Below are 15,179 nucleotides of genomic sequence, written 5' to 3'. Positions count from 1 at the left end.
TTGAAAATGATGAGCTATATTATTTGATAATTAATATTTTAAATTGTTGACCTATGGTTAAAAAGAGTGAAACCAGCATGACAACTTATATTCATCGAGCGCGGTCAAACGCAAATGCTTCGCTTATCTCAATGGTACAACGCTTTTCAGATATTACTATTATCTTTGTTGGGCTGTATGTTATTTGCTTTGCCAATGGCATTGAGTTTGGATATACACAAACATTACTATCGTTAGCAGTACTAGTAGTATTCCAGATGATTGGAGGGATAACTGATTTTTATCGGTCTTGGCGAGGGGTTAAGATATCTGCTGAGCTAATTTTAATACTCAAAAATTGGACCCTTAGTATACTTCTAACATTGGGGTTAGTCTCATTGCATTCTGACTTTGAAATAAGTTTAACGATTTTTATTCAATGGTATTTGATCGTAGCTATTGGATTTATATGTTGCCGGTCCTCAATAAGGTTAGGTGCAGGAGCTTTACGTAAATTGGGTTATAATACCAGGCATGTGGCAGTAGTTGGTTCTATGCCGGCTGGTATTAACCTATTAAAGGGCTTTATGGAGGAACCTTGGTTAGGTTTTATTGTGCAAGGTATCTATGATGATAATCCCATTGATGATTATGAAGGCGTACCTTATGCAGGTACTTTAAGAAAACTCATCCAAGATGCTAGAGATGGAAAGTTGGATCGTATATATATAGCGTTTGGTATGAAAGATGAGGGGAAAATAAAAGAAATTGTAAGTCAACTTACTGATACCACATGTTCAGTTTTATTGATTCCAGATTTATTCACCTTTAATATTTTGCAATCTCGAACAGAGGAAATAAATGGAGTACCTGTGGTATCTTTGTTTGATACGCCTCTTAATGGTATCAATATGATATTTAAACGACTCGAGGACATTATTGTATCGTTGATTATTATTCTTCTAATTTCTCCTGTGTTGATTGTTATTTCTTTAGCTGTGAAGATGACTTCTCAAGGGCCTGTTATTTTTAGACAGGTTCGCTACGGTATGGATGGAAAACCGATTAAAGTTTGGAAGTTTCGTTCAATGACAGTAATGGAGAATGATGACAAAGTCGTACAAGCAACAAAAAATGATATACGTATAACCAAGGTCGGTAAATTTTTGAGAAGTACCTCATTAGATGAATTACCTCAGTTCTTTAATGTATTATTCGGCCAAATGTCAGTAGTCGGCCCTCGGCCCCACGCAGTATCTCACAATGAACAATATCGATCACTGATCCAAGGTTATATGCTAAGGCATAAAGTTAAACCAGGCATTACTGGATTAGCTCAGGTGAATGGATGGAGAGGGGAAACAGATACCTTAGAAAAAATGGAGAAAAGGGTAGAGTTTGACTTGATTTACATTAGGGGGTGGAGTATTTGGCTTGATTTGAAAATTATTTTTCTAACGATATTTAAAGGGTTTATAAACAAATCCGCATATTAATTACTCTATTTTGAGTTTTGATTTCATAAAATTAGAGATATAGCATGAGAAAAATTATTTGATGAGTAAAATATCCTATATTTTCAAGGAGCGCTCTATCGCAAATATTATCTGGCTTATGTCAGATAGTATTTTGCGGCTCGGCATGGGGTTTATAATAAATGTATGGCTAGCCAGATATTTGGGACCTGCCCAGTTTGGCTCATTCAACTATGCATTCGCTATGATCTCAATTTATTCAGCTGTTGCTTCTTTAGGAATGAATGGGGTTGTTGTCCGTGAGTTAGTCAAAGGGGATATTGACAATATTACCATAATGGGAACGTCCTTTGTTCTCCAGGTCATTGGTAGCCTTTCAGCTTCAGTCTTGGTCATTTTTACTGTAATGGCATTAAGGCCTGGCGAATCAATGCTAATGCTGAGTGTCATATGCATGCTACCTTCAGTGATATTTCGTTCTTCTGATATTATTAAATATTGGTTTGAATCGACAGTTTCATCAAAGTATACTGTAATTTCACAAAACACAGCATTCTTCATCAGTGCATTTTTAAAGATTTTGATCATATCCTGTGGTGGAAGTTACTATCTTATCGCGATAACAGTTTCGATTGAGGCTTTCTTGGCATCAGTGATGTTATTTTTCTTTTATAGGAAAAAAAACAAGCAATTCCAATGGCGATTTGATTATACAGAAGCCAAGAGGCTACTAAATATTAGCTGGCCGCTTGTGCTTTCTGGGGTGGCACTGATGCTATATATGCGTATAGATCAGATAATGATAGGTAATATTATTGGTGATGCCGCTGTTGGTATTTATTCTGTTGCAGTGAAAATGGTCGAGGTATGGTATTTTATTCCAGTCGCGATAGTTTCTTCATTATTTCCGAAAATAATTAAAGTTCGCGAGCAGAGCATAGAGTCTTATGATAAACGTTTGCAATTCCTTTATGATCTATTAGTTATTATAGGTGTCACGCTTGCACTTTTCATCACATTTGTTTCTGATTACATCATTTCGCTACTTTATGACCATCACTATTTCGCTGCATCTAAAATTATAAAATTATATGCATGGGTTAGTATTTTTTATTTCCTAAGCTCAGCTAGTGGTAGATGGTACATTAATGAAGGATTGCAAAAATATGCTTTAACCAGGAATTTAGCGGGGCTAGCCATAGGTATTATTCTTAATTATATATTGATTCCTAAATATGGTGCAGAAGGTTCTGTTTATGCCACGTTGATAGCATTTGGATGTGCTGGTTATTTTTTTGATGCGTTAAGCACAAGAACCAGATATGCTTTTATTCAAAAGACGAAGTCGCTTTGGTTACCTGGAAATATTCGCAGGTTAATAAGATATTATAAAGGAAAATAATATGGGTCGTAGTGTTGTATTTTATGGTGCGTTTGATAGATATAATTATGGCGATAATTTGATGCCATTATTATTGGCCGAATATTTAAAGGGGTGCAACCCAGCGATTACAGAGGATGATTTTATTTTTTCATCAATTAGTGATTCGGATCTAAGTAGATATTTATGCAAACCGACTGTTGCTATGAAAGATTTACTAGGTGTTAATGAAGGTTCTTCTATTATCATCGTTGGCGGTGAAGTACTTGGTGCTGATATTGGAGTATTATATACACATGTTCAAACAAGTCATTTTAAAGTTCAATGTATTAGATTTATGAGGAGGATTGTTCCTGGTATTATAAATAAAATAGCGCGAAATGCATACGGCTCTGTATGGGATTTCCCTTATATACCAGAGAAGGAATCCTTCAAAAACAAAGTAAATATTATATTTAATACTGTTGGTGGTATACCTGTAAAATCTCAAGAGATTAATATAAAAAATTCAGATTATATCTCAGTGAGAGATAATCGAACATATGAGTCTATATCAAGCTTTGCTCAGGCCAAATTAGTTCCAGATTCTGTATTGATGGCTTCTGGTGTTATTGATCTTGAATTCATTGAAACTAAGGTTAGATCTGAATTAATCACTAGATACGCGAGTAAAAAGTACATTACCATTCAAGCTTGTCCATACAAAGTTGATTTCACCCCTGATGAATTAGCTAAAGAGTTATCTAAATTAGATACTGAATATGAAGTTGTTTTGTTGCCAATAGGATATGCCAGTGGCCATGATGATGTTATGTTCTTAAATAAGGTTAATAATGCTTCTGGCAGCAAATACTTTTTAGAAGATGATTTGAATGTCTGGGAAATTATGTATTTAATTGTTAAATCACAAGCATTTTACGGAACAAGTTTGCATGGTGTTATTACGGCTATGTCTTTTAGAGTTCCACATTACTGTATTAATAAAAATATCGCCAAGTTAACGTCATTTTTAGAGACGTGGAGTGTATACCCTTATAATAAGCCAATTCATATATCAAAGATACCGGAAACTTTACAATATTCGAAGACATCTCTAGATGAATTAGATAAAGCTGTTATAAAAGCACAGTCTCTTATTTTTGAAAGTATTTCTGACTTCTCCAAAATGTTATAAATAAGTAAAAGATAAACCATTCACTTTAAAAGACAATGAAAATGATTGCTGTTTTAATTATCCTGTATGATAAAGAAATATCTGAGTCGGCAACAGTTTCCTCTCTTTTGAAATCTGGTTTGATAGGGGCAAAAGTTGTTCTTCATAATAATGGGCCTTGTGAAATTAGTATATCAGACGAGCAACAAAAGACTTTCGATGCAAGTGGCAATGATTTTGTGTTAGTTAATTGCATAAGCAATGAACCTCTTTCTGTTGTATATAATGATTTCGTTAGAGACAACTCTCATTGTGATGTGTTCTCATTTTTTGACGACGACTCAACTATACCTGAGAAATATTCAACCGTCATTGGAAAAAAGGGGGTTGAAATCGAGCTTCCTAAAATATTGTCTCGAATTGACAATAAAATCTACTATCCACTTGTCGATGAAGGCGTGTTTAATGAAGATGGCTTAATATTAGGTGGTAATATCTTCTCCATCGGTTCAGGATTAACACTCACTAAAGGTGTTGTTGCGAAGTTTATAAAGAACAAAATGGATTTATTCGATGAGCACTATGCATTGTATGGGGTCGATTTTAGTTTTTTTAGACGCTTGCATGCTCTACAAGTAAAAGGTGAGGTTTTTTCTATATCCTCTAGTTTTACTTTGCTACATTCGTTATCTAAGATCGAATCCGTACAGTCTAAGTTCAGACATAATGAACGTTTAATTGACTTTGCATTGACTGTCAGACATTATCCTAGCACGCGCTTATATTTAGCCTTCATCAAAAAAATCATTCTATGTCTTTTTAAGTTAAATGTTAATGATTGTATTTTATTGTTGAAAACCTTTTTGATGGGGGCACACCCAAGGTGTGAAAAATATAAGTGAATAAGTGTTTAGGTTAATTCAAATGCAGGTGTTGAATTTAAGTAAAGTTGACCAATTCATCGCCGAATAATTTCATCGTAGTTCATTAAACATAGTTTTGATGAGAAATGTTTAGCACTTTGGGACCACAATGCGTTTCTATGTGAACAAGCCCTTTTTAGGCTATGCTCATCACCATCTTTAAGCTAACATGATCATCAAATTTAAGCTGCGAACAAGTCGCAGTGACCACACCAGACAGGAGTATGTAATGTCCAAGCAACAGATCGGGGTTGTCGGTATGGCAGTGATGGGGCGTAACCTTGCGCTCAACATCGAAAGCCGTGGTTATACCGTCTCTGTTTTCAACCGCTCCCGTGAAAAGACCGAAGAAGTGATTGCTGAAAATCCTGACAAGAAACTGGTCCCACATTATACCGTCCAGGAGTTTGTTGAATCCCTCGAAACTCCACGCCGTATCCTGTTAATGGTTAAAGCCGGCGCTGGTACCGACAGTGCGATTGATTCCCTTAAGCCGTATCTGGACAAAGGTGACATCATCATCGACGGTGGAAACACCTTCTTCCAGGATACAATTCGTCGTAACCGTGAACTGTCAGCCGAAGGTTTTAACTTCATTGGCACAGGGGTTTCTGGTGGCGAAGAGGGTGCACTCAAGGGCCCGTCTATCATGCCTGGTGGCCAAAAAGAAGCTTATGAACTGGTAGCACCAATTCTGGAGCAGATAGCTGCTCGTGCAGAAGACGGTGAACCCTGTGTTGCCTATATTGGTGCTGACGGTGCTGGCCACTATGTCAAGATGGTGCATAACGGCATTGAGTATGGCGATATGCAGCTTATCGCGGAAGCATACGCTTTACTAAAAGGTGGTCTGGCTCTTTCTAATGAAGAACTGGCAACAATCTTTACTGAGTGGAACGAAGGTGAGCTTAGCAGCTACCTGATTGATATCACCAAAGACATCTTCACTAAAAAAGATGAAGAAGGTAAATACCTTGTTGATGTGATTCTTGATGAAGCGGCCAACAAAGGTACAGGTAAATGGACCAGCCAGAGCTCACTCGACCTGGGCGAGCCGCTGTCCCTGATTACCGAGTCTGTTTTTGCGCGTTACATCTCTTCACTTAAGGACCAGCGCGTTGCAGCGTCTAAAGTCTTGACTGGGCCAAAAGCTCAACCGGCTGGTAACAAGACGGAGTTTGTCGAGAAAGTTCGTCGCGCTCTTTATCTGGGCAAAATCGTTTCTTATGCTCAGGGCTTTTCCCAACTGCGTGCTGCGTCGGATGAATACAACTGGGATCTGAATTACGGCGAGATCGCTAAAATCTTCCGTGCCGGTTGCATTATCCGTGCTCAGTTCCTGCAGAAGATCACCGATGCCTACGAACAGAATGCTGGTATTGCCAATTTGCTGCTGGCCCCGTATTTCAAACAGATTGCTGACAATTATCAGCAGGCGCTGCGTGATGTTGTTGCTTATGCAGTACAGAACGGTATTCCTGTACCTACTTTCTCTGCTGCTATTGCCTACTACGACAGCTATCGTTCTGAGGTCCTGCCGGCTAACCTCATTCAGGCTCAGCGTGATTATTTTGGCGCTCATACCTATAAGCGTACTGACAAAGAAGGTATTTTCCATACTGAGTGGATGGAATAACTGTTCCTGGATATATCAGAAAGGCCCTGTTTATAGACAGGGTTTTTTTGCGTCAACTTTTATTAAAAAAACTAGTGCCCTATCAAGTGTTATAATCTTACTCATAATAATTAAATATAATGCTAATCATGAATACTATTTACATCAACGGTAGATTTCTTACTCAACAACTAACAGGTGTTCAACGCTTTGCGTATGAACTTGTGCTGCATTTATCCCATTTGCGCTCAGATATCATTATATTAGTACCTAATATTTCATCAATCCAAAATGAATATCCCACAAAAGGTTTAAATATCCATGAGCTTGTTGGGGGTAAAGGGCATTATTGGGAGCAGGTTACCTTACCATTGTTCATGATGAGACAGAAAGCTCGACTCCTTGTTAATTTATGTAATACTGGACCTGCGTTTTATAAGAATCAAATCGTATCCTTACATGATATATCTTATGTTCGATATCCCTCTAGTTTCTCAAAAATATTCTGTATTTTTTATTCAAGCCTTGCTCCTTTTTTACTTAGAAATTCGAAAGCTGTAGTAACGGTAAGTAATTTCTCGAAAAATGAAATTATTAAATATTATAATCACAGGAAAGATAATATATTTGTTATTCCAAATGCAGTAAGTGAAAGGTTTTATGAGGGGGCAACACCTACAAATGATAATGCTGAGTATTTTTTAACTGTCTCATCAATCAATCATCACAAAAATATTCAACGTCTCATTCAGGTAATATTAAAGAGCAACCTAAAAATACATCTTAAAATTATCGGCGGAACTACCCAAGTATTCCGGAATGTTAATATTAACATAAATGATCCCAGAATATGTTTTCTAGGGCATGTTAGCGATGATGAACTTGCTAAGTTATACAAAGGTGCGAAAGCATTTATATTTCCCTCATTGTATGAGGGGTTTGGCATACCTCCATTAGAAGCTCAGTCTTGTTTTTGTCCTGTTATTTCATCAGATCGTTCTGCCATGAAAGAAGTATTGCATGATAGTGTTATTTATTTTGATCCGGAATGTAACTATCAGATAATTAAAGCTATCTCACTGCTTAATAGTGATAAAGAGTTAAGGGGGGAGCTGATTGTTAAAGGGTGGGATAATGTACGTAGATTTTCATGGATAAATTCAGCCAAGAAACTTAATTTTTTAATTGAGAAACTTACCATTGAAAAATATGTTAGTTAATGCTTTTTAGTTTTCAGTATAAAGTGGTTTATTTTAAATTCCGATGCTATTTAATTCATAGTATTTTGCAAAACAGGGTAAACAAAAAAATAGGTGGTTACATGATCAGCGTACAACAATTGCGAGGCATTGCTGTTCTCCTCGTTGTTTTGTTTCATATGACAACTAAGTTACGTGATAATGGTTTTTGGCAATATGGTTTTTCTATTGGAATGTCCGGAGTTGATATATTCTTTGTGATATCTGGTTTCATCATGATGCTGATCTCAAAGCGAGAAAATAATTTTTTTATTTTTTTATTAAAGAGGGTCGTCAGAATATATCCAGTTTATTTAATTGTCGCAACTATTTTTATTTTAATGTTTTATTCTTTTCCGAGTATATCTAATGCCCATAACCTGGATAAAAAATTCTCATTGCTTAACACTTTAACCTTACTTCCTATAGATAATAATATAGTTATGGTCGGGTGGACGTTAAGTTATGAATTGTTTTTTTATCTTGTTTTTGCTATATGTATGCAATTGTCTGTAAGGAAAGAGTTTTCTATTCCATTTGCAATTCTGTGTTTTTTCATTTTGGGTCGATTATTTAATAATGACTTCTTAAGTAATTCAGTTATGTTTGAATTCGTTCTTGGTGTTTTTTCGTATGTTTTATATAAAGAATTGTCTTTCCCAAGAAGTGCAGTAGTTAAGTTTTTAATGATCTTTATCTCTGTGAGTTGGATGTATTATTCTCCAGTAGGCATTCGTTTTTTTGACTTGGGTATTCCCAGTTTTATAATATTTAATTCCTATGTGAGTTTGTTCAAGAATGCAGGGGCAGGCGTGCTATCTACTATAGGTGATGCATCATATTCTATATATCTGACACATCTTCTCTCAATTAGCGCCATTTTTTTAATTGGACATAGATTCTTAGGGTTAAATAACCCTGTCATACTTTATATATTAATGCTTCTTCCTGCTTTAGTCTTCGGTATTATTTTCCATTTGTTTGTAGAAAAACCAATAATCAATTATTTAAATTCTAGGACAAAGCGATTAGTTATTAAAAATGTCTGAAGTTGTAACGTTTGATGGTTTGTGCTAGTTGTGACTTATTGTAAACCACCCTTTTTTGTTCAATACTCCTCTTTTAAAGAGGAGTATTATTTTGCATTCATTTGTCTTTTTCTCAATTATAATTTTAACGATTAAACAGTTGTAAGCTTTTATATGATTTAGTATGAAAGTATGGTAGTTATTCAGGCTTGATTGGTTTGTAAGCATCCAGGCAAAACGGTCCATTCATTTTTAGAGATCTTCCGACATACTGATTATGTCCCCTGAGGAGATCGCTATGTGTAAAGCACGATTCACTGAACTCCAGAGCATCGCCATTCTGAAGTCCGTTGAAGCCGGACGTATCGTCAAGGATGTGTGCCGTGAGGCCGCTATTTCGGAAGCCAGCTATTACAACTGGAAGGCTGAATATGGCGTGATGGAAGCGGCCGATATTAAAAAAAATCAAAGACCTTGAGGATGAGAATCGACGTTTGAAACAGATGTTTGCCGACCTCAGACTTGAGTGCCGGGCACTTAAAGACGTCATCGAAAAAAACTTTAAAACCAGCGATAAAGCGTGAACTCGTCAGCTATCTGACGGCACAATTTGCCATGAGTTTACCCCAGGCCTGCAGGACGTTATCGCTGAGCAGGACGGTGTATTTTTATCAGCCTGATACCCGGCGTGAAGAACCGGTGAGCCATACGCTGACTGAACTGGCAGAACGCTATCCGCGCTACGGTTTTAAGAAACTGTTCCAGCTGCTGCGTAGGCAGGGTAATACCTGGAACCATAAACTTGTTCACCGGATTTACTGTCTGCTGAAACTGAATTTTCGTCGCAAGGGAAAACAGCGGCTGCCTGTGCGTAATCCAGCACCACTGGCGACACCGCAAGCGTTAAACCAGAGCTGGCCCATCGATTTTATGCACGACGCGCTGGTCTGCGGCAGACGCTTCCGGACCTTTAATGTGGTGGAGGATTTTAACCGTGAAGCACTGGCGATAGAAATCGACCTGAATGTCCCGGCTCAGCGGGTCATTCGGGTGCTGGACAGGATCGCGGTAAACCGCGGCTACCCGCTGAAAATGCGGATGGAAAACGGGCCAGAACTGGTCTCGCTGGTGCTGGCACAATCGGCCGAAGAGCATGGCGTGCAGCTCGAATTTATCAAGCCGGGTAAGCCTACACAAAATCCTTTTATCGAACGGTTCAACCAGACATACCGGACAGAAATCCTGGATTTTTACCTGTTCAGAACACTAAATGAAGCACGGAAGGTTACCGAGCGCTGGCTGATGGAATATAGCAACGAGCGGCCTCATGAATCCCTGAATAACCTGACGCCGGAAGAGTACCGCCTGATGGCTGAAAACCCAGGAACTTTCAAAAAGTGCATGGAACTGAAGCTAGGATGCTTACAATATAGTTTAGTATGAAAGTATGGTAGATGCTCGGGGTTGACTGCTTTAATATCTTTTTTTGTTGTTTTTTTTAGTGTTTTATTTTGTTGTTGTTTTTTTGCTTTCAGGTGTTGACTGAATGTGTTTGTTGGACTTCGCTTATAGATGCTGTGAACGGTTAGAGTACTACTGTTTTTAGACTGGAACTGGATTGTTCGCACTCAATTAATCTGAGGATATTAAGATGGTTTCTCAATATTTGCTCACACAGAAAGAAGTCGCTGCCATTCAATTTGCAGTGTTAGGTACGAATACTTATGCAGGAGAAAACGCTTTTGATAGTGTATCTAAAAGTTTTCTTAATGGGACAATGACACAACAGCAATACATCAGTGACTTACTTTCCTCGGGAGAGGGAAGGGCTATATATTCAGGGAAAACTGATGTTGAAATTTTAAGTGCTGTTTATACCTCACTTTTGGGTAGTTCACCTGCGGACAATGTACTCCAAGGGTATTTAAGCGGAAGTAATTTAAGTACTGCTATTTATACTGCAATAAGTAATCTTCTGTTCTATAATGGTTTTGATACTAACACTTTATCTCTACAGCATGATTTTGATGTTACACTCAATGGTATGATGTTTAGTGATTATGGTACAGCCACTTGGAATACTTGGAGTGGTGCATTATCACAGCAAGAACAGATTGTTTCAGCGTATATAAGTATCGCAGGACGATCTGCAGATATGAGTGGTTTACGTTACTGGACAACAAAATTAACTCAGAATGGTCAGACGTTTGATACCGTTTTGAAATCAATGATAAGTACAGCAGAGTTCAAGAGTAAAGGTACAAGCCTAACTGGTTCAGACCTTATTAAGCATATTTATAAAGGTATTTATGGTGTTGAACCAAATGATGCAACAATTGCAACTTATCAAGTATTTGGTTCCAACAAAACAGCTGTCATTAAAGCTATTATTGAAGATCTGCGTGGCTCAACCTCAACAAATACTGCAACCGTTACAAGCCAACACGCTTTTGAATACGAAATTGGCACCGGTTTACTTTATAAAACTGGCGCAATTCTTACTGCTACTGCTGGTGGCGGCAATGCAACTGGCACAGTAAATACAAACACTAGTCACCAGTTAACTAATGCAGAAACTGCTGTCTTAACCAATGTAATGCTCAATGCTAACGCTGCAACTACAGTTAACTTAAAATTTGCCGATCATCTGGCAGATCTGTCGATAGGCGGTGCTAGCGCCGCAACAATTAACCTTTCTGATAACGGGGTGAACCCAGGCGTTAAAGTTACTGTGAATAACGGAAGCGTAATTTTAAACGCTAGTTCTGGTGCTGATAAAGTGCTTTTGACCACTGATGCTGTTGTTGCTTCTGCGACTGGTCAGTTTAACCTCGGGGCCGGTAATGATTCGCTGAAATGGTTAGGTAACGGTATATCGAACGGGGCTAACACAGTTTCAACTAACATTACAGCCAATGGCGGTCTTGGCGTTGATACCATTTCCGCAAACCTACTCACTAAAAATATAGCGGTTTCGGCTCCAGGCCTTACACGTACCGTTACGATAAGTACCAACTCCTCGCAGTTTACTAACTTTGAGAAAGTTGATCTTGCGGGTTATATTGGTAAAGCGACTCTTAGTGGCTCTACATCCGGAGCAACGACTCCTGCGAATCATACTTTTGACTTTGGTATACTGACGGGTAACGCATCTAATGAATCGGGACTCACTGGTACATTAACCACCACGGTCAATCAGCCAACAACATCCACCATCGGCTCGCAAGGGTTTGTACTCTCCGGGCTTGCAAATCAGGTACACGTGATAAATGCTGCCGGTGGCAGCTCAGCGCAACTGGAAGTTACCGGTGATGCGACTGCAGCCAGCAGTGTTGATATCACTTTCCTCAAGGATGCAGTAACCAGTTTTGGTATTAACTTTACCGCAACCAGCAATACTGATGTAAACGCCGGTTCGCTTGCGTTGCATAGCAGCAGTACAACAGACATTTTAGGTAATGTTACTGGGCCACAGTTGACGACTTTAAATATCGCTTCTGGGGGCATTGGTAATTTTAGTAATACCTTGACTCTGGCTGATACCAATACCCAGGTCACAGGGATTAACGTTAGTGGAGATCATGTCCTGAATCTTAACGTTGGTTCAGGTTTTAGTAACATCCATAACGTCAATGCTGCAAGTAATACAGCTGGTCTGAATTTAGACTTGGGTGCCAGCGGTACTGGCGATGGCATTATTGTCCAATTGCTGAAAATTTTGCCATTGAGTGCCGTTACTATTGGCTTACTGGATACAGTGCTGGGTCTGGTAGGACTAGGGCTGAATAAAGGCTATCACATTGATGTTACGGGGACCTCTTCTAGTGATCATTTTGCTGTTCAGGGGAATACAGTTGTTGCTGGCGGTAACGGTGCCAACCAGTATGTCCTCAAATCCAGTACAGTAGATAAAGGTGTCACTGTTTCTGATTTTAACAGTGCAAAAGACACTATCATTGACAATGTTTCTGGCCTGACGATTAATAATGATACCTCTCATACTGCCGTTACTGATTATGGTTACCGTACTTCAGATCAGGTAGATGCATTGTTGGGTACACTGGTCGGCGGTGTGGTAGGTGGTGTTGCTGGTCTGTTGGCTAATATCCTTGGCCTACAAAATGGTTCTTTAACTCAAAAAGTTGGTGTGGCATCAGTTGTCTGGTCCGGACAATCAAACATTGCAGATTCCTACTTGATTATTGATAACAACAATAACCATAACCTGGATTCTTCAGACACAATCGTCTTCCTTTCTGGGCAGAACCATCAACAACTGGTTGATACTTTACATTACGCATAATAATGGTACCTATTTAGTAATTCATTATGTGCGTTAATATATTAAAAGCGGAAAGGGTAACCTTTCCGCTTTTATGTGATGAAGATCTAACTACTTTGCCTTAATTTACCTTGTTTATTATATGCCTTTAAACACTCGAATTCACATCGTTCAAATATTTTTTTTATGAGCTTGCTGTTATCCACTTTTGTTATCTATAGTTAAAGAAAAGTATCAGTCGCCGTTCGTGGTATGGGCAAGAGGACTCTCTCATGCCTGGTCGGGTGTGGGCGGCTCAAGGTGCGTATAGAGTAAGGATAAAAAGTGGAACATTTTATACCGCGAAATGAAATCGCAGATGTAATACGTACCCGCAGTAAAATATTCTGGACGGTCGGCGTTTTCACCGCATTTATCAACATATTGATGTTGGTGCCCTCAATTTACATGCTCCAGGTATATGACCGAGTGCTTCCTTCTGGCAATGAAATCACGCTCTTAATGTTGACGCTGATCATGCTAGGCATGTTTGGGATGATGGCCCTATTAGAATATGCACGTAGTATGGTCGTTATACGCATCGGCGCTCAGTTGGATATGCGCTTAAATTCGCGTGTATACACCGCAGCTTATGAAGATAATCTTAAGAACAAATCAGCAGACGCCGGGAATATGTTAAATGACTTGACCAATATGCGGCAGTTTATGACCGGAAGCGCTCTTTTCGCTTTTTTCGATGCCCCATGGTTCCCGGTATATCTACTGGTAATTTTCCTTTTCAATCCCTGGCTTGGCCTGTTTGCGTTAATTGGTTCGTTGATGTTGGTGGGATTAGCTATTGTCAACGAAATGGTGTCAAAAAAACCTTTGGCTGAAGCCAGCAGGCTGGCTTTGCAATCAGGCAGTCTGGCAAGTACAAATTTGCGTAATGCTGAGGTGATTGAAGCTCTTGGCATGCTACCTAACATAAAGTCCCGTTGGTATAATTTACATCAGAGATTTCTGAATAGTCAGCGTACTGCCAGTGAAAGCGCAACCCGAGTCGCTTCCGTGACAAAATTTGTGCGGCTTTCATTACAATCACTTGTTCTGGGATTGGGGGGGTGGTTGGCAATTGATGGCCATATCACGCCAGGTATGATGATTGCCGGTTCTATTCTTATGGGCAGAACCCTTGCACCGATTGAGCAGGTAATTAACGTCTGGAAAAGCTGGAGTTCAGCCAGACTTTCCTATCAGCGGCTGGTTAAATTACTTGACCAAAACCCACCTCGCGGCACCAATATGTCTTTACCTGCGCCGAAAGGGGAGTTATCCGTCGAGAATGTCTCCGCTACCCCCCCTGGGTCCCAAGGTGAAGCTGTGTTGCATAATGTTTCGTTTGCAATCCAGCCTGGAGATGTCCTTGGCGTTATTGGTCCGAGTGCCTCAGGGAAATCTACTCTTGCACGTCTAATGGTGGGAATTTGGCCAGTAGATGAAGGAATTGTTCGCCTGGATAGCGCTGATATCTATCAGTGGAACAAAGATGAGCTAGGCCCTTATATCGGATATTTACCGCAGGATATCGAGTTATTTGCAGGGACAATTGCAGAAAATATTGCGCGCTTCAGTGACATTGACGCTGAAAAAGTGATTGATGCAGCCCGACTGGCTGGCGTACATGAACTGATTTTACATTTTCCAAATGGGTATGACACTGTCATTGGGAATAGCGGCGCTGGATTGTCAGGTGGACAAAAGCAGCGTATCGGCCTTGCACGTGCTTTATATGGCGATCCATCATTGATTGTACTCGATGAACCCAACTCAAACCTCGATGATGCCGGCGAGTTAGCGCTGAATCAGGCAGTGTCTATTCTCAGGCAACGTAATAAAACGGTTGTTTTAATTACCCATCGTACTAATTTGCTTGCTATGACCACTAAGTTATTGTTGCTGGTTAATGGCAAGGTTAGTGCTTTTGGTCCAACTAATCAGGTATTGCAAGCTCTTACCAATGCCCAAAAATCACAGACAGCGCAACAACATGCAGCGCATGCGGTGAACAGCGATATGCATTAAGGCAATATTCCAAAATCACAAATTAACTAAAACGTGAACTT

Annotated in this window: 9 protein-coding genes and 1 pseudogene; all 10 read left to right on the top strand. The window is 39.3% G+C overall.

The genetic code is table 11. The features are described from left to right. Positions 1–77: 77 nt before the first annotated feature. The 10 genes and pseudogenes from wcaJ (at position 78) to ABLV08_RS11795 (ending at position 15,138) form a co-directional block, all read left to right on the top strand. Positions 78–1,475, top strand: a complete 1,398-nt coding sequence (wcaJ, locus tag ABLV08_RS11840; protein ID WP_045389257.1) for an undecaprenyl-phosphate glucose phosphotransferase — start codon at positions 78–80, stop codon at positions 1,473–1,475. A gap of 61 nt (positions 1,476–1,536) precedes the next feature. Beyond that, on the top strand, positions 1,537–2,856 hold the full coding sequence (locus tag ABLV08_RS11835) for a flippase (protein WP_348855888.1): 1,320 nt from the start codon (positions 1,537–1,539) through the stop codon (positions 2,854–2,856). A 1-nt stretch (position 2,857) separates the two neighbouring features. Next, positions 2,858–4,009, top strand: coding sequence for a polysaccharide pyruvyl transferase family protein (locus tag ABLV08_RS11830; RefSeq protein ID WP_348855887.1), 1,152 nt, complete (start codon positions 2,858–2,860; stop codon positions 4,007–4,009). 41 nt (positions 4,010–4,050) lie between these two features. After that, positions 4,051–4,890: a glycosyl transferase gene (locus ABLV08_RS11825; protein WP_348855886.1), complete on the top strand. Its 840-nt coding sequence runs from the start codon at positions 4,051–4,053 to the stop codon at positions 4,888–4,890. 250 nt (positions 4,891–5,140) lie between these two features. After that, positions 5,141–6,547 (top strand): NADP-dependent phosphogluconate dehydrogenase, encoded by a 1,407-nt coding sequence (gene gndA / locus ABLV08_RS11820; protein WP_045389181.1) that lies wholly within the window; start codon positions 5,141–5,143, stop codon positions 6,545–6,547. Between the two features lie 128 nt (positions 6,548–6,675). Further along, on the top strand, positions 6,676–7,746 hold the full coding sequence (locus ABLV08_RS11815; protein WP_348855885.1) for a glycosyltransferase family 1 protein: 1,071 nt from the start codon (positions 6,676–6,678) through the stop codon (positions 7,744–7,746). A gap of 101 nt (positions 7,747–7,847) precedes the next feature. After that, the gene (locus tag ABLV08_RS11810) at positions 7,848–8,813 is read left to right on the top strand and encodes an acyltransferase (protein WP_164520555.1); all 966 of its coding nucleotides are present in this window, start codon (positions 7,848–7,850) and stop codon (positions 8,811–8,813) included. A 277-nt stretch (positions 8,814–9,090) separates the two neighbouring features. Next, positions 9,091–10,203, top strand: a pseudogene (locus ABLV08_RS11805) (IS3 family transposase). 240 nt (positions 10,204–10,443) lie between these two features. Further along, the gene (locus ABLV08_RS11800) at positions 10,444–13,095 is read left to right on the top strand and encodes a DUF4214 domain-containing protein (RefSeq protein WP_045389188.1); all 2,652 of its coding nucleotides are present in this window, start codon (positions 10,444–10,446) and stop codon (positions 13,093–13,095) included. Positions 13,096–13,398: 303 nt separating this feature from the next. Further along, positions 13,399–15,138 carry a type I secretion system permease/ATPase gene (locus ABLV08_RS11795; RefSeq protein WP_320896668.1) on the top strand — a complete coding sequence of 580 codons (1,740 nt, stop codon included), beginning with the start codon at positions 13,399–13,401 and terminating at the stop codon, positions 15,136–15,138. The last annotated feature ends 41 nt before the right edge of the window (positions 15,139–15,179 follow it).

The organism is Klebsiella sp. CN_Kp088 (assembly GCF_040064335.1).
GTDB lineage: Bacteria > Pseudomonadota > Gammaproteobacteria > Enterobacterales > Enterobacteriaceae > Klebsiella > Klebsiella aerogenes.
This window is presented reverse-complemented; position numbering and strand designations above follow the sequence as displayed.